Raw genomic sequence first — 20,659 nt, 5'->3', positions numbered from 1 at the left:
CCGACAAAGTGCGGGCCCCGTCAGAGGCGCGCGGTGGCCATGGCCTCCGACAGCTCCTTGGGAATCTCCGGCACCCGCGCGATGGCATCCAGCAGCGCGTGCGCGCAGGCATCGGCCAGCCGGTCGGCGTCGGTCGTGGGGTCCATGATGCGCTGACGGCAGATCTCGAACGTGAACGCCAGCCAGCCCTGCAGGATCACCCGCAGGTCCCGCTCGACATCGGCTTCCAGCGCGTTGGTGTCCGGCATCCCGCTGACGACCTCGCCGATGCGGGACATGATGTGTTCCATCTGGCGGTTCTTGGCCTCGTCGTCGATGCCGAGCAGAACCGGGTCGGACCGGCCGAGGCCCACGTAGGCGGCCCACGCGGCCTCCGGATTCTGCTGGTGATAGGCCATGTAGGCCAGCACACCCATCCGGATCTCCTCGAACATGGTCAGGCCGGCGGGTGGCGGGTTGTTGGTCGCCTCGTACAGCCGGTCGGCCTCGTCCTTGACGACCGCGGCGAAGAACGCCCGCTTGTCGGGGAAGTAGTGGTACATCAGCGCGCGGGACACCCCCGCGCGCTCGGCTATCTCGTCGATGCGGACCTCGTCGTAGGGTCGCTTCCCAAAGACTTCTGCCCCCAAAGCGAGCAGCTCGGCGCGTCGATCCTCGGGGGATAACCGCCTCCTGGCTGTCGGCATGTGTCAGATAGTACCCATAGGAAATGAGACGGCCGCCACACCAGCGCCTTGCCGGCCGATCGGCACCGAACGCCCTGGTCAGGCGGGGCCATCCGGGCGCGACATCCGTTTACCGTGGTTTCGCGCCGGGTATCTGTAGCCATGCGATCTTTCGCCTTTTGGTGAGCGCCGCGACGGGGGTCGGTAACTAATTCGGCGCGCCGAACGATGGACCAAAAGCAGCTGGCAGTGGGATACGAGGGGCAGCTATGCACAAAGCGGATGAGCGGTCATTCGGCGACCGCTTGGGGCAGGAGGACGGCGAGGTGCACGCCGCCATCCGGTTTGCCGTGCTGGCCGCGGCCGCCGGTGTCGGCTTCGTGGTCCTGGCGGCGTTGTGGGTCAGCACCTGCCCGGGGACGGGCGTGGATACGGTGGCCTGCGGCGCTCCGCAGCGCACGATGCTGGCCTTCGGTGGGCCGCTGATCCTGTTTGCCGGCGGGCTGTGGGCCTTCCTGCGCACGTACCGGGTGTGGAAGGCGCACGGCACCTGGTGGGGTTGGCATGGCGCCGGCTGGTTCTTGTTCACGCTGATGGTGGCGGCGCTCGGCCTGGGTGTTTCGCCCATCGCCGGGCCGGTGCTGGCTTTGTAGTTCGGGCAGCTCAGGACCCGGCCGGCCCCTGGCTGGCGGCGCGAGGGCGCGGTGCGGCGCCGGCATCCGCGACGCGGTGCCATTGCTCGTCGATGCGGGCCACCCGCCGATGCTCCACGACGAACCACAGCGCCGCCGCGATCACGCCGAGCACGGCGACCAGGCTCGTCGTGGCGAGCCATTCGTAGTGGCCGTAGGCGGCGGCGGCCGTCGTGCTGATCATCCCGCCCAACGCGACGATCAGCAGGATGAACCCGGGCCAGTAGAGGTTGTCCTTCATCGAGAAACCGGCGTGCGGTTGCGTGGTCCGATAATGGTCCGTCGGGTCGTGATGCCTGTCGCCCATAACGCCTCCCTTCGTCGTCCCCTCAGGCCGGGACGGCCGGATCGCGGGCGAGCACCTCCGGCAGCGAGATCGCCCCGATCGTGGTGATCAGCCACACCAGCACGATTGCGGCGGCCCAGGAGGCGACGCCGTGAATGGTGAGCCCGTGCGTGAAGACCACGGCCAGCGCCAGCGCGACGAGCGTCAACACCAGGCCGGAGGCCCCGAGGAGCAGCGATGCGTACGCGCGCGGCAACCTGACGATCGCCAGGGACAGCGTGGCCTGCGCGGCCGTGAACACCACCACGGCGACGACGAAGCCCGACACAGACACCGAAACATGAGGAACGACCCGGGCCGCCACCAGCAGTCCGATCGACCACGACGCGAGAAGCACAACTGCGCGAAGCAGAGCCTGCTTCATGCAGATAAGTGTAGGTCTTTCGCGCCGCGACTGTTAAGCAGCTAACGCGCCTTGCTTGGGTTATACGCCGTCGCAAGTGGGTATCAGCTCTAAACCATGAATGCCGGAACCGTTGCTGCCTACCGCCCCAGTGATCATCATGACCAGCGCGATCCCGGTCGTGCCGCATGACCAACCGCTTGGAACCGACGGTCGACGGCGGGCTGCGCGGCAGTAGTAGTGTCGAGCCGACATTGCCGGGAGACCATATGACCGATGCGGGTTCGCGCGCCAACAGGCGTCAACGCGGCCATCGCGCCGTCGAATTGCATGTCGCGGCACGCCTGGAGAACCTGGCGATGCTGCGCACGCTCGTCGGTGCCATCGGCACCTTCGAGGACTTGGACTTCGACGCGGTCGCCGACCTGCGGCTCGCGGTCGACGAAGTGTGCACCCGCCTGATCCGCTCGGCGACACCGGATGCCACGTTGGTCGTCGTGGTCGACCCGCACGACGACGAATTGGTGGTGGAGGCCTCCGCGGCGTGCGACACCCACGACGTGGTGGCGCCCGGCAGCTTCAGCTGGCATGTCCTGACCTCCCTGGCCGACGAAGTCCAGACCTTCCACGACGGTCGCGAGCCCAACGAAACGGGCAGCGTTTTCGGTATCACGCTGACCGCGCGACGGGCGGCCTCTAGCAGGTGACAGCGCGAGCTGCAGGCGGTTCGGTCTCGCGGCCGAACGAGTACGCCGACGTCCCGGACATGTTCCGTGAGCTCGCCGGCGTCCCCGCCGAGTCCATGGAATTCCAGCGCCAGCGCGACAAGATCGTGGAGCGCTGCCTGCCGCTGGCCGATCACATCGCGCGGCGGTTCGAGGGCCGCGGCGAACCGCGCGACGACCTGGTCCAGGTGGCGAGGGTCGGCCTGGTCAACGCCGTCGTCCGCTTCGACGTCGAGACCGGATCGGACTTCGTCTCCTTCGCGGTCCCCACGATCATGGGGGAGGTCCGCCGGCACTTCCGTGACAACAGCTGGTCGGTCAAGGTGCCGCGGCGGCTGAAGGAACTGCACCTGCGGCTGGGCACCGCCACCGCCGACCTCTCGCAGCGGCTGGGCCGGGCGCCGACCGCGACCGAGCTCGCCTCGGAGCTCGGGATGGAGCGCGACGAGGTCGTCGAGGGCCTGGTGGCGGGCAGCTCCTACAACACGTTGTCCATCGACACCGGTGGCGGCAGCGACGACGACGACGCCCGCGCCATCGCCGACACCCTGGGCGACGTGGACGCCGGCCTGGACCGCATCGAGGATCGGGAGGCGTTGCGCCCCTTGCTCGAGGCGCTGCCCGAGCGGGAACGAATGGTGTTGGTGCTCAGGTTCTTCGAGTCGATGACGCAGACTCAGATCGCCGAACGGGTGGGCATCTCCCAGATGCACGTGTCCCGGCTGCTGGCCAAGTCGCTAACGCGGCTGCGGGACCAGCTGCAGTAGCGGGCGCGACCCCGAGCCGTCGGCCCGGGCCGGCTTCAGCAGCTGCTCGGACTGCGGCGTCGTCACCGGGAGCGTGCCGTCGGGGTCGCAGATGCGCAACAACCGCTCCACCACGGGGCTGGGCACCATCGCCCAGTGCACCTGGGCCGCCGAGCACGTCACGTTGATCCGGTGTATCGCCGAAAAACCGGCCGTGCCAATGAATTCCAGGCCGCGTAGGTCCAGGATTATGCGCCGGGAGCGACTGACGCTGCGTTGCACGTACGCCGCGAGCTGATCCGCATTGGCGGCGTCGAGCTCGCCTTCCGCCGTGATCACGGTGCCCAACGCGCTCCAGCGAGCGGTGAATTGGGCCGTGCGGCTTTGCTGCCATGATTGGGCCACAGACATGCTTGTCTCCGTCATTTGGAGGATCCTGCTGTGGATGACGTCAGGTGGTCGGTTCTGGTTCAGGACCGGGAGTTCGCACGCCCTGCGGCCCCCGACGTTATCCGGGCGGCTGTGAACTCAACCTGACCCGACCCTACCCGTGGTCGGGCGAGTCGACAACGGTCGGTAACCGAACGGTTACTTGATCTCCGCGAGGACCGTGCCCTGCGTGATGGCCGCGCCCGCCTCGACCGCGAGCCCGGTGATGGTGCCGTCCTTGTGGGCGGTGACCGGGTTTTCCATCTTCATCGCCTCGAGGACCACCACCAGGTCGCCCGCGGCGACCTCCTGACCTTCCTCGACGGCGACCTTGACGACGGTGCCCTGCATGGGCGCCGTCACCGCGTCGCCGGAGGCCGCCGCGCCCGCGTGCGACCCGCGCTTGCGCGGCTTGGGCTTCTTGCGGATGACGCCGGCCGGGTCGGCGGCGCCGTTGGACAGGGCCAGGTCAGCAGGCAGCGACACCTCGAGGCGGCGGCCGCCGACCTCGACGACCACCTTCTGGCGGGGCCGGGTGTCCTCCTCGTCCAGGGGCTCGCCGCCGGTGAACGGTTCGACGGTGTTGTTCCACTCGGTCTCGATCCAGCGGGTGTGCACCGAGAAGCCGTTGTCGTCGCCGATGAACGCCGGGTCGCTCACCACGGCCCGGTGGAACGGGATCACCGTGGCCAGGCCCTCGACCTCGAACTCGTCCAGCGCCCGCCGGGCCCGCGCCAGCGCCTCGTGCCGGTCGGCGCCGTACACGATCAGCTTGGCCAGCATCGAGTCGAACTGGCCGCCGATCACCGAGCCGGTCTCCACGCCGGAGTCCAGCCGCACGCCGGGGCCGGTGGGCGGGTGGAACTTGCTGACCGGCCCGGGCGCCGGCAGGAAGCCCCGACCGGCGTCCTCGCCGTTGATCCGGAACTCGATCGCGTGCCCGCGCGGCGTCGGATCCTCCGTGATGTCCAGCTTCTCGCCGTTGGCGATCTTGAACTGCTGCAGCACCAGGTCGATGCCGGCGGTCTCCTCGGTGACCGGGTGCTCGACCTGCAGCCGGGTGTTGACCTCCAGGAAGGAGATCAGGCCGTCCTGGCCGACCAGGTACTCGACGGTGCCGGCGCCGTAGTAGTGGGCCTCCTTGCAGATCCGCTTGGCCGACTCGTGGATCTCCTTGCGCTGCGCGTCCGTCAGGAACGGCGCGGGCGCCTCCTCCACCAGCTTCTGGAAGCGGCGCTGCAGCGAGCAATCGCGGGTGCCGGCGACGACGACGTTGCCGTGCTGGTCGGCGATCACCTGCGCCTCGACGTGGCGCGGCTTGTCGAGGTAGCGCTCCACGAAGCACTCGCCGCGGCCGAACGCCGACACGGCCTCGCGGACGGCCGACTCGTACAGCTCGGGGATCTCCTCGATGGTGCGGGCCACCTTCATGCCCTTGCCGCCGCCGCCGAACGCCGCCTTGATCGCGATCGGCACGCCGTACTCCTCGGCGAAGGCCACCACCTCGTCGGCGTCCTTGACCGGGTCGGGGGTGCCGGGCACCAGCGGGGCCTGGGCGCGGGCGGCGATGTGGCGCGCGGTGACCTTGTCACCCAGGTCGCGGATCGACTGCGGGCTCGGCCCGATCCAGATCAGGCCGGCGTCGATGACCGCCTGGGCGAAGTCGGCGTTCTCCGACAGGAAGCCGTAGCCGGGGTGGACGGCGTTGGCGCCCGACTTCTCCGCCGCGTCGAGCAGCTTGCCGAAGTCCAGGTAGGACTCCGCCGAGGTCTGGCCGCCGAGGGCGAACGCCTCGTCCGCCAGGCGCACGTGCGGCGCGTCGGCGTCGGGCTCGGCATACACCGCCACGCTGGGCAGGCCCGCATCGCGGGCCGCGCGAATCACCCGGGCGGCGATCTCACCGCGATTGGCGACGAGCACCTTGGCGATCCTCGAGCTGGCGTGACTGGCCACTGCGCCTCCTGTGGGAACTGGACGTCTTCGTCTCTAAGAGATTTTCTTACAAGTCTTGTCCGGGGAAGTTTATGCGGCGCGCCGAGCGCGCTGAAACCCGGTCTCCAATCCCATGATCAGGCCGCCTCGCGCAGGCGGCGCTTGATCCGGGCCAGCATCGCCGACATGCCGCGCAGCCGCAGCGGGCTGATCAGAGCGGCCAGACCCAGATCGGTGTAGAAATCCTCGGGCACCGCCAGGATGTCCGCGGCGGGTTGCTCGTCGAGACCGGCGGCCAGGATCGACGCGAATCCGCGCGTCGTGGGCGCCTCGGCGGGCGCGCTGAAGTGCAGCCGCACCCGGGCCGGGTCGCTGGCGTCGACGTGCAGGAACAGCGGCGACTGGCATTCGGGCACCGGCTCCATCGCCGCCTCCTGAAGCTCGGGGGGCAGCGGCGGCAGCTCGTTGGCGAATTCCAGCAGCAGCGCCAGCTTGTCCTGGCCCTGCACCTCGGCGAAGTCGGACACCACCTCGGCCAGGGGCGCGGGCATGCTCATGGGACCGGCACGGCTCCCGGTTCGGGTCCCCCGACGATCGGGACACGCACGGTGTTGCCCCACTCGGTCCACGACCCGTCGTAGTTGCGGACCCCGGGCTTGCCGAGCAGATGCGTCAGCACGAACCAGGTGTGGCTGGACCGCTCGCCGATGCGGCAATAGACGACGGTCTTGTCGTCCGGCCGCAGGAAGCCGTAGAGCTCTTCGAGCTCCGCGCGGCTGCGGAACCGGCCGCTCTCGTCGACGGCCTTGGCCCACGGGATCGACCGGGCGGTGGGGATGTGCCCGCCGCGCAGCACGCCCTCCTCGGGGTATTCGGGCATGTGGGTGCGCTTGCCGGTGTACTCGTCGGGCGAGCGCACGTCGATCAGCGGCTGGGTCCCGAGGATGCCCAGCACGTCGTCCTTGTACGCGCGGATGGGCGCGTCGTTGCGCTGCACGACGGGGTAGCCCGTCGACGTCTTGGTCGGGACGTCCAGGGTGGTCTCGCGGCGCTCGGCCAGCCACAGGTCCCGCCCGCCGTTGAGCAGGCGCACGTCGGGGTGGCCGAACAGCGTGAAGACCCACAGCGCGTAGGCCGCCCACCAGTTGCTCTTGTCCCCGTAGATCACCACGGTGTCGTCGCGGGCGATGCCCTTGCGGTCCATCAGCTCGGCGAACTGCTCGCCGTTGATGTAGTCGCGGACCCTCGGGTCGTTGAGGTCGGTGTGCCAGTCGATCTTGACCGCGCCGGGGATGTGGCCGACGTCGTAGAGCAACACGTCCTCGTCGGACTCGACGATCGCCAGGCCGTTGGCGCCCATGTTGGCCGACAGCCAGTCGGCGGTGACGAGCCGTTCGGGGTGGGCGTATTCCGTCAGTGAGGGGTGTGGATCCGGGGGTAAAGGCACGCCTCCGAGCCTACTCAACCGCCTGGTGCCCGCCCAACGTCGACTTGTTGTCAGGAATCCGGGTTTTCGCCGCAACAACTCGACGCTCGGCGTCAGTGGGCCGCCCACAGCGCGGCCACGGACAGGCCCGTCCGCGCCAGCAGCGAGCGCAGCAGCGGCAGGCTCACGCCGATGACGTTCGAGGGATCGCCGTCGATCCCGTCGACGAACCAGCCGCCGAGCCCGTCCAGGGTGAATCCCCCCGCCACGCCCAGCGGCTCGCCGGCCGCGACGTAGGCCCGCAGATCCTCCTCGGCCGGCTGGGCGAAATGCACCGTGGTGCAAGCGGATTCGACCTCGCGGTGGGTGATCGCGCCGTCGCTCAGCCGCAGCAGGCAGTGCCCGGTGTGCAGCCGGCCGGACCGGCCGCCCATCAGGCGCCACTGGCCCACGGCGGCGTCGGCCGAGCCGGGCTTACCGCACAGCCGCCCGTCGACCGAGAGCATCGAATCACAGCCCAGCACAACGCAATCCGCGGCGGCGTCGGCATCCAGGTCGGCGGCCACCCGTTCGGCCTTGGCGGCCGCCAGCGCGCCCACCACCTCGGCGGGCGAGGCGCCCGGTCCCAGGCTCGCGGCGATCGCGTCCTCGTCGACGCCGGAGACCACGACCAGCGGATCGACGCCGGCCTGGCGCAGCACCTTCAGGCGACCCGAAGACGCCGACCCCAGCACCAGCCGGGTCACTGCTTCATGTGTGTCATCTGCTGCAGGGTGAGGCGCTGGTAGTTCGACATCGCGTAGCGCAACCGGTCGACGGGCAGCCCCCAGCGGGTGCGCTCCGGCTCGGCGGGCTCGGGGACGCCGCCGCCGACGCCGCCCAGCACGGCGATGAGCGCGGCCAGTTCCTCGTCGGTCGGTTTGCCCTTGAGCACCTGAATGTGCGGCTCGTGCTCGTGGGGAGTGGCGGTCTCGTCTGTCATAGCGGAATGTTCCCGTGCTTCTTGGGCGGCAGGTGCGAGATCTTGCGTTCCAGCAGCCGCAGCGCGGTGCCGATGTAGCCGCGGGTGTACGACGGCGGGATCACCGCGTCGACGTATCCCCGCTCGGCCGCGACGTAGGGGTTGACCAGGGTGTCCTCGTACTCCTGTTGCAACTGCAGCCGCAGCGCGTCCACGTCCTCGCCGTTTTTGGCCGCCTCGCTCAGCTGCTTGCGGTAGACGAAGCCCACGGCACCGGAGGCGCCCATGACGGCGATCTGGGCGGTCGGCCAGGCCAGGTTGACGTCGCAGCCCATGTCCTTGGAGCCCATGACGCAGTACGCGCCGCCGTAGGCCTTGCGGGTGATGACGGTGATCTTGGGCACGGTGGCCTCGCCGTAGGCGAACAGCAGCTTGGCGCCGCGGCGGATGATGCCGTTGTATTCCTGGCCGGTGCCCGGCAGGAAGCCCGGCACGTCCACCAGCATGATGATCGGGATGTTGAAGCAGTCGCACGTCCGCACGAAGCGGGCCGCCTTCTCCGACGCGTTGATGTCCAGGCAGCCGGCGAACTGGGTCGGCTGGTTGGCCACGATCCCGACCGGGCGGCCCTCGATGCGGCCGAACCCGACGACGATGTTCTGCGCGTAACCGGCCTGGATCTCGAGGAACTCGTCGTCGTCGAGGATGCGGGTGATCACCTCGTGCATGTCGTAGGGCTGGTTGGGCGAGTCGGGGATCAGCGTGTCCAGCTCGAGGTCCTCCTCGGTGAGGTTTTCCTCGATCGCGCCCTCGGGGACGGGCTCGGCGTAGCGCGGCGCGTCGGTGGCGTTGTTGGGCGGCAGGTAGCTCAGCAGGTCGCGCACCCAGTCGAAGGCGTCCTGCTCGCCGGACGCGACGTAGTGCAGGGTGCCCGACTTGGCCATGTGGGTGTGGGCGCCGCCGAGCTCCTCCATGGTGACGTCCTCACCGGTGACGGTCTTGATGACGTCGGGTCCGGTGATGAACATCTGGCTGGTCTGGTCGACCATGACCACGAAGTCGGTCAGGGCGGGGGAGTACACGTGCCCGCCGGCGGCGGCGCCCATGATCAGCGAGATCTGCGGGATGACGCCGGAGGCCAGGATGTTGTTGCGGAAGATCTTGCTGTACAGGCCCAGCGAGACGACGCCCTCCTGGATCCGCGCGCCGGCGCCGTCGTTGATGCCGATCAGCGGCCGGCCGGTCTTGATGGCCAGCTCCTGGACCTTGACGATCTTCTCCCCGTACACCTCACCGAGGCTGCCGCCGAACACGGTGGCGTCCTGGCTGAAGATGCAGACGTCGCGGCCGTCGATCGTGCCGTAGCCGGTGATCACGCCGTCACCCAGCGGGCGGTTGTTCTCCATGCCGAAGTTCTTGCTGCGATGCCGCGCCAGCGCGTCCAGCTCGACGAACGAGTCCTCGTCGAGCAGGGCGAGGATGCGCTCCCGGGCGGTCAGCTTGCCCTTGGCGTGCACCTTCTCGACGGCCTCTTCGCCCACCGGGTGCAGCGACTCCTCGCGCCGCTTGTGCAGCTCGGCCAGCTTGCCCGCGGTGGTGTGGATGTCGATGGTGTGTTCGGCTGCGGGCTCGGCGGTGTGGTCGGTAACGCTTGTCATGGGACTCGATGGTATCGGCAGGCCCCGCGCGCGAGTTTTAGGCTGGGTGGAGTGACGGATCGCGATTCGCTTCGGCAGCCGCTGGATCAGGCCGCGCTGCGCGCCGAGCTGATCGGCGCCGGGCTGGGCTGGCGCCGGCTCGACGTCGTCGAGCAGACCGGCTCCACCAACGCCGACCTGCTGGCCCGCGCCGCCGCCGGGACCGACGTCGCCGGGGCGGTGCTGATCGCCGAGCACCAGACGGCGGGCCGCGGGCGCCACGGCCGCGGCTGGTCGGCCACGCCGCGGGCCCAGATCACGATGTCGGTGGGCGTCAGCGTCGTCGACGTGCCGACCGAGGGTTGGGGCTGGCTGTCGCTGGCCACCGGGGTGGCGATCGTCGACGCGGTTCAGCAGGTGACCGGGGTGCGGGCCGGCCTCAAGTGGCCCAACGACGTGTTGGCGGGCCCACCGGACTCCCTGGGGAAGCTGGCGGGCATCCTCGCCGAGGTGTCCCGCCCGGTGGTGGTAATTGGCTTGGGGCTCAACGTGACTCAGGCCCCCGAGGAGATCGACGGCCCCGGGGCGACGTCGCTGTACGACCTCGGCGTGGCCGCGCCCGACCGGCACCGGCTGGTCTGCGCGGTGTTGACCGAACTCGGCAGGCGGATCGTGGGCTGGCGCGCCGCGCGCGGCGCCGACTGGGCGCTGGCGGCCGACTACCGCGCCCGCAGCCTGACCATCGGCCAGGCCGTGCGCGCCCAGCTGCCCGGCGGCAAGGAGGTGGTCGGCACCGCGACCGCCGTCGACGACCAGGGCAGGCTCTGTCTCGAGGCCGGCGGCCAAACCGTCGTCGTTTCCGCCGGTGACGTGGTGCATCTACGCCAGCAGCGGTAGCTTTCCCACGTGAGCTATCCGGACAATGCCCTGGCCGCCGGCGAACAGGTCGTCCTGCACCGTCACCCGCACTGGAAGCGCCTGATCTGGCCCGTCGTGGTCCTGGTGTTGGCGACCGCGCTGGCCGCCTTCGCATCCGGCTACCTCAACTCGACGCACTGGGAGCAGCTCGCCAAGAACATCATCTACGGCGTCATCTGGGGGATCTGGCTGGTGATCGTCGGCTGGCTGACGCTGTGGCCGTTCCTGGGTTGGCTGACAACGCATTTCGTCGTCACCAGCCGGCGGGTGATGTTCCGGCACGGGGTGCTGACCCGCAGCGGCATCGACATCCCGCTGGCGCGGATCAACAGCGTGGAATTCCGGGACAAGCTGACCGAGCGGATGTTTCGCACCGGGACGCTGATCATCGAGTCGGCGTCACAGGATCCGTTGGAGTTCTACGACATTCCGCGGCTGCGCGAGGTGCACTCGCTGCTATATCACGAGGTTTTCGACACCCTGGGTTCCGCCGGGCCCGACGCGTCGCCGAGCTGACCGAACCGGCTCGCCTTCTTCCGCCAGGACCGCAACAGGGTGACGTTGCCGCCCTCGAGCTCGTCCTCCAGCACCTCCGCGAAACCGCCCGCTGTCAGCGCCGATTCCAGCGCCTTGTCGGGGTTGCGGGCGAATTCGTCGGGGAACACCCAGCGCCGGAACGAATAGAAGCGGAACGCCATCTGCAGCAGGTTGCCGATGATGTAGGCCGAGATGAAGTCCGCGATGTTCTCCACGGTCAGCGACACCGTCGGCACCCGCAGCTGCAGGACGTAGCTCGAGATCCACAGCGGCGCCATGGAAAGCAGCACGCCCACCCCGCTGAAGGCGAAGAACAGCAGCGCCTCGTGGTGGCGCTCGCGGCCCCCGCGGTCGCGGAAGCTCCACTCCCGGTTCAAGACGTAGGACGCGATCACCGCGACGATGCCCGCGATGACCTTCGCGGTGACCGGCTTGGGCTCGAGAACCGTCAGCTTCAGCGTGTAGAAAATCGCCGAGTCGATGACGAATGTGGTGCCGCCGACGATCGCGAATTTGATCAGCTCGTGATGGCGCAGCAAATACGGCTGAAAGGCCTCGGGCAGGCGCGAGATTGCGGCATCGGCGAAGGACACAACACGTCAGTGTACGGACGGACTCGAAAACGACGCAAAATGTTACATAACCGTTGGGCTTCTCGGCCGGTCACCACGCCGCCCGGCGCCGTGACACCATGATGGCCGTGCCGGACAGACGCCTATCCTCAACAACCCCGTCAGTGGCGATGGTCGGCGGCGGTCAGCTCGCGCGCATGACCCACCAGGCCGCGATCGCGCTGGGGCAGACGCTGCGGGTGCTGGCCACCGACCCCGGGGAATCGGCCGCCCAGGTCGCCCCCGACGTGGTGATCGGCTCGCACACCGAACTCGAGGACCTGCGCCGGGTCGCGGCCGGCGCCGAGGTGCTGACGTTCGACCACGAGCACGTCCCCACCGAGCTGCTGGAGAAGCTGGTCGCCGAGGGCGTCTACGTCGCGCCGCCGCCGCAGGCCCTGGTGCACGCCCAGGACAAGCTGGTGATGCGCCGGCGCCTCGAGGCCCTGGGCGCACCCGTGCCGCGTTATGCCGAGATCCGCAGCGTCGACGAGCTCGACGCCTTCGCGCAGCGGATGGGCGGGCCCGTGGTCGTCAAAGCGGTCCGCGGCGGCTACGACGGGCGCGGGGTGCGGATGGCCCGCGACCCCGAGCACGCCCGGGAAATCGCCGAAAGCTTCCTGGCCGACGGCGTGCCGGTGATGGCCGAGGAGCAGGTGAACATGCGCCGCGAGCTGTCGGCCCTGGTGGCGCGCTCGCCGTTCGGGCAGGGCGCCGCGTGGCCGGTCGTGGAGACGGTGCAGCGGGACGGGATCTGCGTGCAGGTGATCGCGCCGGCGCCGGACCTCAGCGACGACGCGGCCGCCACGGCCCAGCGGCTGGCGCTGCGGCTGGCCGCCGAGCTGGGTGTCGTCGGCGTGCTGGCGGTCGAGCTGTTCGAGACCTCGGACGGCGACCTGCTGGTCAACGAGCTCGCGATGCGGCCCCACAACTCCGGGCACTGGACCATGGACGGGGCGCGCACCAGCCAGTTCGAACAGCACCTGCGCGCGGTGCTGGACTACCCGCTCGGCGACACCGACGCCATCGCGCCGGTGACAGTGATGGCCAACGTCCTCGGCGCCCCGCAGCAGCCCGCGATGTCCACCGACGAGCGGCTGCACCACCTGTTCGCCCGGATGCCCGACGCCCGCGTCCACCTCTACGGCAAGGCCGAACGGCCGGGGCGCAAGATCGGGCACATCAACTTCCTGGGCGCCGACCCGGCGGAGCTCCCCAGGCTGCGTGAGCGCGCCGAGCTGGCGGCACACTGGTTGTCACACGGGCAGTGGACGGACGGATGGGATCCACATGGCTAAGGCACGCGTCGGCGTGATCATGGGCAGCGACAGCGACTGGTCGGTGATGTCCGACGCCGCCGACGCGCTGGCCGAGTTCGACGTCCCCGCCGAGGTCCGGGTGGTGTCGGCCCATCGCACGCCCGAGGTGATGTTCGACTACGCCCGCACCGCCGCCGCGCGCGGCCTGGAGGTGATCATCGCCGGCGCCGGCGGCGCCGCCCACCTGCCCGGCATGGTCGCCTCCGCGACCCCGCTGCCGGTGATCGGGGTGCCGGTGCCGCTGGCCCGCCTCGACGGCCTCGACTCGCTGCTGTCGATCGTGCAGATGCCGGCCGGTGTTCCGGTCGCCACGGTGTCCATCGGCGGCGCCCGCAACGCGGGGCTGCTTGCCGTGCGCATCCTGGCGTCCTCCGACCCCGCGCTGCTGGCGCGGGTGGAGGCGTTCCAGGCCGCGCTGGCCGAGACCGTGCGCGCCAAGGATGCGGCGCTGCAGGAGCGCCAGGGTAAAGTTACCGGCGAGTAGCTAGGAGGCTCGAGATGGCTGGATGGGCCGGAAACCCGTCGTTTGATCTGTTCCAACTGCCCGAGGAACACCAGGAGCTGCGGGCGGCGATCCGCGCGCTGGCGGAGAAGGAGATCGCCCCGCACGCGGCCGACGTCGACGAGAACGCGCGGTTCCCGCGGGAGGCGCTGGAGGCGCTGAACGCCTCCGGGTTCAACGCCGTGCACGTGCCCGAGGAGTACGGCGGGCAGGGCGCGGACTCGGTAGCGGCCTGCATTGTGATCGAGGAGGTCGCCCGGGTGGACGCCTCGGCGTCGCTGATCCCGGCGGTGAACAAGCTGGGCACCATGGGCCTGATCCTGCGGGGTTCCGACGAGCTGAAAAAGCAGGTCCTGCCGGCCATCGCCGACGGGACGATGGCGTCCTACGCCCTGAGCGAGCGCGAGGCGGGCAGCGACGCGGGATCGATGCGGACCCGGGCCAAGGCCGACGGCGACGACTGGATCCTCAACGGCGCCAAGTGCTGGATCACCAACGGCGGCGAGTCGAGCTGGTACACCGTGATGGCGGTGACCGACCCGGACAAGGGCGCAAACGGCATCTCGGCGTTCATGGTGCACATCGACGACGAGGGCTTCGCCGTCGGTCCCAAGGAGAAGAAGCTCGGCATCAAGGGCTCGCCGACCACCGAGCTGTACTTCGAGAACTGCCGCATCCCCGGCGACCGGATCATCGGCGAGCCGGGCACCGGCTTCAAGACGGCCCTGGCGACGCTGGACCACACCCGCCCCACGATCGGCGCCCAGGCGGTGGGCATCGCCCAGGGCGCGGTGGACGCCGCGATCGCCTATACCAAGGACCGCAAGCAGTTCGGGGAGTCCATCAGCAGCTTCCAGGCCGTGCAGTTCATGCTGGCCGACATGGCGATGAAGGTGGAGGCCGCGCGGATGATGGTGTACCAGGCGGCCGCGCGCGCCGAGCGCGGCGAACCCAACCTCGGCTTCATCTCCGCGGCCTCCAAGTGCTTCGCCTCCGACGTGGCGATGGAGGTGACCACCGACGCGGTGCAGCTGTTCGGCGGCGCGGGCTACACCACCGACTTCCCGGTCGAGCGGATGATGCGCGACGCCAAGATCACCCAGATCTACGAGGGCACCAATCAGATTCAGCGCGTGGTGATGTCGCGGGCGCTGTTGCGCTGACCACCGCGCCGCCGCCGTGATCCGCGCTCGTGGCGGGACGAAGCGAGGCCCTCTTCGGATCTCACAGGCGCACCGCATAGGATCACCGTCGGCAACCATTTTCAGTGGTAAGACCGAACCCAGAGTCGGTGAGCAGGCACCGACCATCCACGCCGACCTTCGTTACACAGCAAAGCGTCCCACCGCGGCCAGGGGGTCTCAGTGAAAATCGCGGCTACCCAGGCGCATCGTCGGATGACCGGGAATTGATGCCTGTGCGCGCTCCAGTCACCCCGGCCGCGCATTGGCAGTCGATGTCGCTGTTGTTGGTCGAGGACGACCGCGCCGACGCGGTGCTCGTCGAGGACCTGATCGCGGACGCGGTCGCCGACATCCGGGTCGTCTGGGCGCAGTCGATGGCGCACGCGGAGCGCGAGCTCGCGACGGCCCGGCCCGACTGCGTGCTGCTGGACCTGCACCTGCCCGACGCCAGCGGGATGGACGCGCTCGACCGCATCGCCAAGCGCGACGCCACCGTGCCGATCGTCGTGCTGACCGGGTTGAACGACGAATACTTCGGGGCGTCCGCCGTCGCGGCCGGCGCGCAGGACTACCTGGTCAAGGGGCGCGTCGAGCCCGAAATGCTGCGCCGCGCCCTGCTTTACGCGATCGAGCGCAAACGGGCCGAGCTCATTTCCGCCGACCTACACGCCAGCCAGCTGCGCGCCCGCGAGAACGCGCTGCTGGAACGCGGCCTGCTGCCCTCGCCGCTGCTGCTGGAGGCACCCGGCGTCGACATCGTCACCCGGTACCGGCCCAGCCGCGAGGACGCGTTGTTGTGCGGCGACTTCTACGACGTGGTGCAGACGCCCGACCGGGTGGTGCACGTGCTGATCGGCGACGTGGCCGGCCACGGGCCGCACGAGGCGGCCCTGGGCGCGGCGCTGCGCATCGCGTTTCGCGCGCTCACCTTCGCCGGTGTGCACGGCGTGGAACTGATGCGGCAGCTCGAACGGGTGCTGCGCTCGGAACGGACCGGGACCGGCATCTTCGCGACGGTGCTCAGCCTGGCGATCCACCCGGACAGCCCGCGCGTCACGGTGGTGCGCGCCGGGCATCCGGGGATGTTGCTGCAGGACGGCGCCGGCGTGGGATGGGTGGAGCCCCCGGCCGGGCCGGCGCTGGGCCTGCGTGGCGACGACTGGCCGCAGCACGATCTGGAGCTCCCGGCGGGCCCGGGGCTGCTCCTGCTGACGGACGGGCTGTTCGAGGGGTACTCGGGCGAGGGCAACACGCGGCTGGGCGAGGACGGCCTGCTGGAGCTGGCCCGCCGGCACGCGCACCTGCCCGGCCCGGCGTTCGTCGACGCGCTGATCGACGGCGCCCAGCGCCTGGCCGAGCCGCGCGGCGGGCTCACCGACGACATCGCCGTGGTGCGCGTCGAGCGGACGACGGCGTGAGCCCCGACCGCCGCCCGCCGCGGCTGGCCCACCTCACCGTGCGCGGCTGGCAGTTCCTCCTGCTGCTCACGATGGGCGTGATGGTGCTCGCCGGCGCGATCGTCGGCTGGGCGTTGCTGCACCGCACCGACCAGATGTCACACGCGGTGATCGACGGCATTGCGCCGGCGCGGGTGGCCGCCGGCCAGCTGCAGGCTGCGCTGCGGGACCAGGAGACGGGCATTCGCGGTTACGTGATCACCGACGATCGCCAGTTCCTCACCCCCTACTACGACGGGCAGCACGAGGAACAGGCGGCCGCCGCCGAAATGCGGCGCCGGCTGAGCGAGCGCCCCGACCTGCTCGCGGACCTCGACGCGATCGAGAAGGCGGCCGCCAAATGGCGGGCGACCTATGCCGAGCCGTCGATCGAGAGCGTGGCCCCGAACGGCCGCAACGTCACGAACCGCCCGGCGGCCGAACGCGGCAAGGCCGAATTCGACCATCTGCGAACCCTTTTCGATACACAAAACGCCAACCTGACCGCGGCGCGCAACAGCGCGGTCGCCGACCTGCAACACACCGACGCCTGGCGGGACAGGGTGCTGGGAGCGATGGTCCTGCTGTTCTTCGGGACGGCCGCCGCCCTCGGCATCTTGATGCGCAACGCCGTCACCCGCCCGATCGCCGCTCTGGCCGCCGCGTGCCGGCGGATCACCCAGGGCAGCTTCGGCGAGACCATTTCGCCCCCGCGGCGGCCCCGGGACATTCGCAACATGGCGATCGACGTGGAGAACATGCGCGAACGGCTCCTCGAAGAGCTCGAGGTATCCCGTTCGGCCCGAACGCTTCTGGACGAGCAGGCGGCCGAGTTGCGGCGCTCCAACGCCGAACTCGAGCAGTTCGCCTACGTCGCGTCGCACGATCTGCAGGAACCGCTGCGCAAGGTCGCCTCGTTCTGCCAGTTGCTCGAGAAGCGCTACGGCGACCAACTCGACGGCCGTGGAATCGAATACATCGGTTTCGCCGTCGACGGGGCCAAGCGGATGCAGGTCTTGATCAATGACCTGCTCACCTTCTCGCGCGTCGGGCGGCTGGGCACCTCGGAAACCGACGTCGCACTCGACGCGGCGCTGGAGGCCGGCGTGACCAACCTCGCCACCGCGATCGAGGAAGCCGACGCCGAGATCGTGCGGCCGCCGCAGCCCCTGCCGCACGTCATCGGCGATCCCACACTGCTGACCATGCTGTGGCAGAACCTGATCGGCAACGCGATCAAGTTCCGGCACAAGGACCGCCGGCCCCGCGTCGTCATCGACTGCGAACGCCGCGCCGGCGAGCACGGCGACGAGTGGCTACTGTCCGTGTCGGACAACGGCATTGGCATCGCCGAGGAGTTCACCGAGAAGGTCTTCGTGATCTTCCAGCGCCTGCATGGCCGCGAGGTGTACTCCGGGACGGGCGTCGGCCTTGCGCTGTGCAAGAAGATCGTCGAGCACCACGGCGGCGCCATCTGGGTCGACACGTCCTACACGGACGGGACCCGATTCCAGTTCACCCTGCCGATTCCCGCGCCGGTGGGTGCGGGCGCGGCCAGTCCAGTCACCTCGGAAGGAACCCACCTTGACGTCAGCCGTTAGGGCAATCGAAATCCTGCTCGTCGAAGACGACCCGGGCGATGAGCTCATCACGCGAGAAGCGTTCGAGCACAACAAGCTCAAGAACAATCTGCACGTCGCGCACGACGGCGAGGAGGGCCTGGACTTCCTCTACCGGCGCGGCCAATACGAGGGTGCGCCGCGACCCGACCTCATCCTGCTCGACCTGAACCTGCCCAAATACGACGGCCGCCAGCTGCTGGAGAAGATCAAGTCCGACCCGGACCTCGCCCGGATCCCGGTCGTCGTGCTGACGACCTCCTCGGCCGAGGAGGACATCCTGCGCAGCTACGAGCTGCACGCCAACGCCTACGTCACCAAGCCGGTCGACCTCGACCAGTTCATGAGCGCCGTCCGCCAGATCGACGAGTTCTTCGTTCAGGTGGTGCGGCTGCCGGGCATGTAAAGCCGGGCTAGGACGCCGTTTCCGGTGCGGTGAGGAATTCCTCGTTGTGCTGCCCCGGGGCGGGCGGCGGATCGGTGACCCAGCCGGACGATGAGGCGTCGAAGCTCGAGTAGCGCGCCGGCATCCGGACCACGGAGATCGCCTGATCGTCGCCGCCGAGCCGCAGGGCCAGCTCGTTCTCGGCGAACAGGGGGGTGTCGACCACCTGCTTCCAGGTGTAGGCCAAACACGCCATCAGGCCGCCCTCCTGCAGCAGCTCGACCCATTCGGCGGCGGTCCTGGCGGCCAGCGCCGACTCGAGTTCCTCGGTCAGCTCCGGGTAATTCATTGCGCGCGAACGCTGGTCGATGAACCGCTCGTCCTCGATCAGATCCGGGCGGCCGATGATCTGGCACAGCTTCGCCCAGTGCTTGGGCACGTAGGCGCTGATCACCAGGTAGCCGTCCGCGGCCCTGAAGGCGTCCGACGGCTGGGTGGCGAAACCAACCCCCTTGCGCTTCTTCGGTTTTGGCTCCGAATCCCCCTTGGGCTGGGGCGCCTCGCTCGGCTTGTTGAGGTGAATGGTGAGCTGGCTGGCCTGCAGCGCGACCGCGACGTCGTACATCGCGACCCGGACGACGTCGGCCACCCCGTGGCGCTCCCGGTTGAGCAGCGCGGCCAGCACCGCCTGGGCCAGCACGTGGCCGCTGGCGGCGTCAACGAGCTGGAACGGGATGATCTGCGGTTTGCCTGTCGGCGTGGGCATCCCGGTGGTCATGCCCGACTCGGCGGCGACCATCAGGTCGACGCCCGGCCTGCTGCCGTGCGGGCCGTTGCCGCCGTAGGCCGACAGGCGGGCGTAGATCAGGCGCGGATTGCGGGCCCGCAAGTCGTCGGGACCCAGCCCCAGGCGCTCCATCACGCCGGGGCGAAAGCCCTCCAGGACGACGTCGGCGGTGTCGGCCAGCCGCAGTATCTGCTCCCGGTTGTCCCCGGAGGTCAAGTCGACCGCCAGCGATTTCTTGCCCCGGTTGTGGGGCCAGAACAGCGTGGGCAGCGGCGGGCGTCCGGGCAGCACCACGGTGATCTGCCGGGCCGCCTCGCCGCCCGGCGCCTCGACCTTGATCACCTCGGCGCCGAGGTCCGCCAGCACCTGCCCGGCCAGCGGCCCGGCGATGTTCTGGGTGAAGTCGAGCACCCGGTAGCCGTCAAGTGGCTTGGGGGGCTGGGTGTTTGGCATATCGGCCTTCCTTTAACCCGCCTTGTGCAGCACCGCGGCGCAGTAGTAGTTCCTGGCGAACGGCGCGTCGGGGCCCTCGGGCTGCAACGGTAGTCCGGTGTCGGCCAGCAGCTGATTGAGCGGGGTGCGGGCCGGCCGCCACCCGCGGTCGGCCAGGTAGGTCGCCACGTCGTTGCGCTCGCCGGGGAAGCCCAGGTCGCCCAGCGCGATGTCGAGGCCGTTCTCCCGCCACTTTCCGCTCGCGGCGTTCAGCGCGTCCCCGCTGACCCCCGTGTTCCAGAACACCTCGGCCACCAGCCGGCTGCCGTCGGCGCTGAGCTCGGTGACCTGATCGAGCAGCCGGTCCTGCGCCTCGGCCGGCAGGAACCCGAGCAGCCCCTCGGCGGCCCACGCGGCCGGGCGGCCGGTGTCGAACCCGGCCTGCCGCAGCGCCGCGGGCCAGTCGTGGCGCAGGTCGATCGGCACGGCCCGCAGGTCGGCCGTCGGCGTGGCGCCGAGTTCGGCGATGGTGGCTTGCTTGAACGCGATGACCTCGGGTTGGTCGACCTCGAACACCGTGGTGCCGGCCGGCCAGGGCAGCCGGTAGGCGCGGGCGTCCAGACCCGACGCCAGGATGACGACCTGGCGGATGCCCGCTTCCCCCGCCGCGGCGAAGAACGCGTCGATGTAGCGCGTGCGCGCGGCCATCATGTCGGTCATGCGCTGCATGCCCCACGGGGCGCCGGGAACGTCGACGTCCGCGGAGCTCAATTCGCCCGCGGCCCACCGGGTCATGAAATCGACCCCCACGGCCCGGACCAGCGGTTCGGCGAACGGGTCGTCGATCAGCGCGTCCCGGGTCGCGCGCGCCCTGCCCGCGGCGACCATGGTCGCGGTGGCTCCCACGCTGGTCGCCAGGTCCCAGGTGTCGTTGTCGGTGCGCGCCATGTCATCCCTTCCCCGGTCTACTCGTTAGCCACAATAACTACGGGTCGCCCGGCGCGTTGCCGGGGACCACGGCCCGTGG

General features: G+C 69.7%; 24 protein-coding genes. 11 read left to right on the top strand and 13 right to left on the bottom strand.

Features of this window, described 5'->3' with window-relative positions:
- Window positions 1–20 precede the first annotated feature (20 nt).
- Window positions 21–686 (bottom strand): TetR/AcrR family transcriptional regulator, encoded by a 666-nt coding sequence (locus tag AWB89_RS14225; RefSeq protein ID WP_085096125.1) that lies wholly within the window; start codon window positions 684–686, stop codon window positions 21–23.
- Between the two features lie 248 nt (window positions 687–934).
- Between AWB89_RS14225 and AWB89_RS14220 the strand changes: the two genes are divergently transcribed.
- The gene (locus AWB89_RS14220) at window positions 935–1,318 is read left to right on the top strand and encodes a hypothetical protein (RefSeq protein WP_085174408.1); all 384 of its coding nucleotides are present in this window, start codon (window positions 935–937) and stop codon (window positions 1,316–1,318) included.
- Window positions 1,319–1,328: 10 nt separating this feature from the next.
- On the opposite strand, the gene usfY is transcribed toward AWB89_RS14220, so the two are convergent.
- On the bottom strand, window positions 1,329–1,664 hold the full coding sequence (gene usfY, locus AWB89_RS14215) for a protein UsfY (RefSeq protein WP_085174406.1): 336 nt from the start codon (window positions 1,662–1,664) through the stop codon (window positions 1,329–1,331).
- Between the two features lie 22 nt (window positions 1,665–1,686).
- Window positions 1,687–2,067, bottom strand: a complete 381-nt coding sequence (locus AWB89_RS14210; RefSeq protein ID WP_085174404.1) for a hypothetical protein — start codon at window positions 2,065–2,067, stop codon at window positions 1,687–1,689.
- Between the two features lie 248 nt (window positions 2,068–2,315).
- On the opposite strand from AWB89_RS14210, the gene AWB89_RS14205 reads away from it, so the two are divergent.
- A complete protein-coding gene (locus AWB89_RS14205) occupies window positions 2,316–2,753 on the top strand; it encodes an ATP-binding protein (protein WP_085096117.1) in 438 nt (145 codons plus the stop codon).
- The gene (locus AWB89_RS14200; RefSeq protein WP_085096115.1) at window positions 2,750–3,538 is read left to right on the top strand and encodes an RNA polymerase sigma factor SigF; all 789 of its coding nucleotides are present in this window, start codon (window positions 2,750–2,752) and stop codon (window positions 3,536–3,538) included. Before AWB89_RS14205 ends, AWB89_RS14200 begins: the two co-directional genes overlap by 4 nt.
- Here AWB89_RS14200 and AWB89_RS14195 read toward each other — a convergent pair.
- The 7 genes from AWB89_RS14195 to AWB89_RS14165 form a co-directional block, all read right to left on the bottom strand.
- Window positions 3,509–3,928 (bottom strand): STAS domain-containing protein, encoded by a 420-nt coding sequence (locus tag AWB89_RS14195; RefSeq protein WP_085096459.1) that lies wholly within the window; start codon window positions 3,926–3,928, stop codon window positions 3,509–3,511. The two genes, AWB89_RS14200 and AWB89_RS14195, sit on opposite strands and share 30 nt — an antisense overlap.
- A gap of 177 nt (window positions 3,929–4,105) precedes the next feature.
- Window positions 4,106–5,899 carry an acetyl/propionyl/methylcrotonyl-CoA carboxylase subunit alpha gene (locus AWB89_RS14190; protein WP_085174402.1) on the bottom strand — a complete coding sequence of 598 codons (1,794 nt, stop codon included), beginning with the start codon at window positions 5,897–5,899 and terminating at the stop codon, window positions 4,106–4,108.
- Between the two features lie 116 nt (window positions 5,900–6,015).
- On the bottom strand, window positions 6,016–6,435 hold the full coding sequence (locus tag AWB89_RS14185; protein WP_085096111.1) for a SufE family protein: 420 nt from the start codon (window positions 6,433–6,435) through the stop codon (window positions 6,016–6,018).
- A complete protein-coding gene (locus AWB89_RS14180; protein ID WP_085174400.1) occupies window positions 6,432–7,325 on the bottom strand; it encodes a sulfurtransferase in 894 nt (297 codons plus the stop codon). The genes AWB89_RS14185 and AWB89_RS14180 overlap by 4 nt, the downstream gene beginning before the upstream one ends.
- A gap of 92 nt (window positions 7,326–7,417) precedes the next feature.
- A complete protein-coding gene (locus AWB89_RS14175) occupies window positions 7,418–8,050 on the bottom strand; it encodes a Maf family protein (RefSeq protein WP_085174398.1) in 633 nt (210 codons plus the stop codon).
- Window positions 8,047–8,286: an acyl-CoA carboxylase subunit epsilon gene (locus AWB89_RS14170; protein WP_085096105.1), complete on the bottom strand. Its 240-nt coding sequence runs from the start codon at window positions 8,284–8,286 to the stop codon at window positions 8,047–8,049. The genes AWB89_RS14175 and AWB89_RS14170 overlap by 4 nt, the downstream gene beginning before the upstream one ends.
- The gene (locus AWB89_RS14165; protein WP_085096103.1) at window positions 8,283–9,923 is read right to left on the bottom strand and encodes an acyl-CoA carboxylase subunit beta; all 1,641 of its coding nucleotides are present in this window, start codon (window positions 9,921–9,923) and stop codon (window positions 8,283–8,285) included. Before AWB89_RS14165 ends, AWB89_RS14170 begins: the two co-directional genes overlap by 4 nt.
- 51 nt (window positions 9,924–9,974) lie before the next feature.
- On the opposite strand from AWB89_RS14165, the gene AWB89_RS14160 reads away from it, so the two are divergent.
- Entirely contained in the window at window positions 9,975–10,799 is an 825-nt protein-coding gene (locus AWB89_RS14160; RefSeq protein WP_085174396.1) for a biotin--[acetyl-CoA-carboxylase] ligase, read from the top strand.
- Window positions 10,800–10,808: 9 nt separating this feature from the next.
- Window positions 10,809–11,336, top strand: coding sequence for a PH domain-containing protein (locus tag AWB89_RS14155; protein ID WP_085096099.1), 528 nt, complete (start codon window positions 10,809–10,811; stop codon window positions 11,334–11,336).
- Here AWB89_RS14155 and AWB89_RS14150 read toward each other — a convergent pair.
- Window positions 11,282–11,950, bottom strand: coding sequence for a GtrA family protein (locus AWB89_RS14150; protein ID WP_085096097.1), 669 nt, complete (start codon window positions 11,948–11,950; stop codon window positions 11,282–11,284). The two genes, AWB89_RS14155 and AWB89_RS14150, sit on opposite strands and share 55 nt — an antisense overlap.
- Before the next feature lie 98 nt (window positions 11,951–12,048).
- Here AWB89_RS14150 and AWB89_RS14145 point away from each other — a divergent pair, with 98 nt between their 5' ends.
- The 6 genes from AWB89_RS14145 to AWB89_RS14120 all read left to right on the top strand — a co-directional run bounded on the left by AWB89_RS14145 (window position 12,049) and on the right by AWB89_RS14120 (window position 18,434).
- Window positions 12,049–13,266 carry a 5-(carboxyamino)imidazole ribonucleotide synthase gene (locus AWB89_RS14145; RefSeq protein ID WP_085174568.1) on the top strand — a complete coding sequence of 406 codons (1,218 nt, stop codon included), beginning with the start codon at window positions 12,049–12,051 and terminating at the stop codon, window positions 13,264–13,266.
- Complete coding sequence (gene purE / locus AWB89_RS14140) at window positions 13,259–13,771, top strand: 5-(carboxyamino)imidazole ribonucleotide mutase (RefSeq protein ID WP_085174394.1); 513 nt, start codon at window positions 13,259–13,261, stop codon at window positions 13,769–13,771. The genes AWB89_RS14145 and purE overlap by 8 nt, the downstream gene beginning before the upstream one ends.
- A gap of 14 nt (window positions 13,772–13,785) precedes the next feature.
- Window positions 13,786–14,952: an acyl-CoA dehydrogenase gene (locus AWB89_RS14135; protein WP_085174391.1), complete on the top strand. Its 1,167-nt coding sequence runs from the start codon at window positions 13,786–13,788 to the stop codon at window positions 14,950–14,952.
- 293 nt (window positions 14,953–15,245) lie between these two features.
- Window positions 15,246–16,391 carry a PP2C family protein-serine/threonine phosphatase gene (locus tag AWB89_RS14130; protein ID WP_085096091.1) on the top strand — a complete coding sequence of 382 codons (1,146 nt, stop codon included), beginning with the start codon at window positions 15,246–15,248 and terminating at the stop codon, window positions 16,389–16,391.
- 71 nt (window positions 16,392–16,462) lie between these two features.
- Window positions 16,463–18,010, top strand: a complete 1,548-nt coding sequence (locus AWB89_RS14125; RefSeq protein WP_085174566.1) for a sensor histidine kinase — start codon at window positions 16,463–16,465, stop codon at window positions 18,008–18,010.
- Entirely contained in the window at window positions 17,994–18,434 is a 441-nt protein-coding gene (locus AWB89_RS14120) for a response regulator (RefSeq protein ID WP_085174388.1), read from the top strand. The genes AWB89_RS14125 and AWB89_RS14120 overlap by 17 nt, the downstream gene beginning before the upstream one ends.
- A gap of 7 nt (window positions 18,435–18,441) precedes the next feature.
- On the opposite strand, the gene AWB89_RS14115 is transcribed toward AWB89_RS14120, so the two are convergent.
- Window positions 18,442–19,653 carry a CoA transferase gene (locus AWB89_RS14115; protein WP_085174386.1) on the bottom strand — a complete coding sequence of 404 codons (1,212 nt, stop codon included), beginning with the start codon at window positions 19,651–19,653 and terminating at the stop codon, window positions 18,442–18,444.
- A gap of 12 nt (window positions 19,654–19,665) precedes the next feature.
- Window positions 19,666–20,580, bottom strand: a complete 915-nt coding sequence (locus AWB89_RS14110; RefSeq protein WP_085174384.1) for a class I SAM-dependent methyltransferase — start codon at window positions 20,578–20,580, stop codon at window positions 19,666–19,668.
- Window positions 20,581–20,659 lie beyond the last annotated feature (79 nt).

The sequence above is a fragment of the Mycobacterium paraense genome (genome assembly GCF_002101815.1).
Classification (GTDB): domain Bacteria; phylum Actinomycetota; class Actinomycetes; order Mycobacteriales; family Mycobacteriaceae; genus Mycobacterium; species Mycobacterium paraense.
Note: the sequence above shows the minus strand (reverse complement) of the source record. Positions and strands in the feature narration are given on the sequence as shown.

Bases quoted from the DNA above. Each gene is read 5' to 3' on its own strand.
- AWB89_RS14210 (WP_085174404.1), bottom strand. From the start codon at position 2,067: ATGAAGCAGGCTCTGCTTCGCGCAGTTGTGCTTCTCGCGTCGTGGTCG.
- AWB89_RS14135 (WP_085174391.1), top strand. From the start codon at position 13,786: ATGGCTGGATGGGCCGGAAACCCGTCGTTTGATCTGTTCCAACTGCCC.
- AWB89_RS14205 (WP_085096117.1), top strand. From the start codon at position 2,316: ATGACCGATGCGGGTTCGCGCGCCAACAGGCGTCAACGCGGCCATCGC.
- AWB89_RS14110 (WP_085174384.1), bottom strand. From the start codon at position 20,580: ATGGCGCGCACCGACAACGACACCTGGGACCTGGCGACCAGCGTGGGA.
- AWB89_RS14195 (WP_085096459.1), bottom strand. From the start codon at position 3,928: ATGTCTGTGGCCCAATCATGGCAGCAAAGCCGCACGGCCCAATTCACC.
- purE (WP_085174394.1), top strand. From the start codon at position 13,259: ATGGCTAAGGCACGCGTCGGCGTGATCATGGGCAGCGACAGCGACTGG.
- AWB89_RS14115 (WP_085174386.1), bottom strand. From the start codon at position 19,653: ATGCCAAACACCCAGCCCCCCAAGCCACTTGACGGCTACCGGGTGCTC.
- AWB89_RS14125 (WP_085174566.1), top strand. From the start codon at position 16,463: ATGGGCGTGATGGTGCTCGCCGGCGCGATCGTCGGCTGGGCGTTGCTG.
- AWB89_RS14165 (WP_085096103.1), bottom strand. From the start codon at position 9,923: ATGACAAGCGTTACCGACCACACCGCCGAGCCCGCAGCCGAACACACC.
- AWB89_RS14220 (WP_085174408.1), top strand. From the start codon at position 935: ATGCACAAAGCGGATGAGCGGTCATTCGGCGACCGCTTGGGGCAGGAG.
- AWB89_RS14130 (WP_085096091.1), top strand. From the start codon at position 15,246: ATGTCGCTGTTGTTGGTCGAGGACGACCGCGCCGACGCGGTGCTCGTC.
- AWB89_RS14145 (WP_085174568.1), top strand. From the start codon at position 12,049: ATGATGGCCGTGCCGGACAGACGCCTATCCTCAACAACCCCGTCAGTG.
- usfY (WP_085174406.1), bottom strand. From the start codon at position 1,664: ATGGGCGACAGGCATCACGACCCGACGGACCATTATCGGACCACGCAA.
- AWB89_RS14185 (WP_085096111.1), bottom strand. From the start codon at position 6,435: ATGAGCATGCCCGCGCCCCTGGCCGAGGTGGTGTCCGACTTCGCCGAG.
- AWB89_RS14170 (WP_085096105.1), bottom strand. From the start codon at position 8,286: ATGACAGACGAGACCGCCACTCCCCACGAGCACGAGCCGCACATTCAG.
- AWB89_RS14225 (WP_085096125.1), bottom strand. From the start codon at position 686: ATGCCGACAGCCAGGAGGCGGTTATCCCCCGAGGATCGACGCGCCGAG.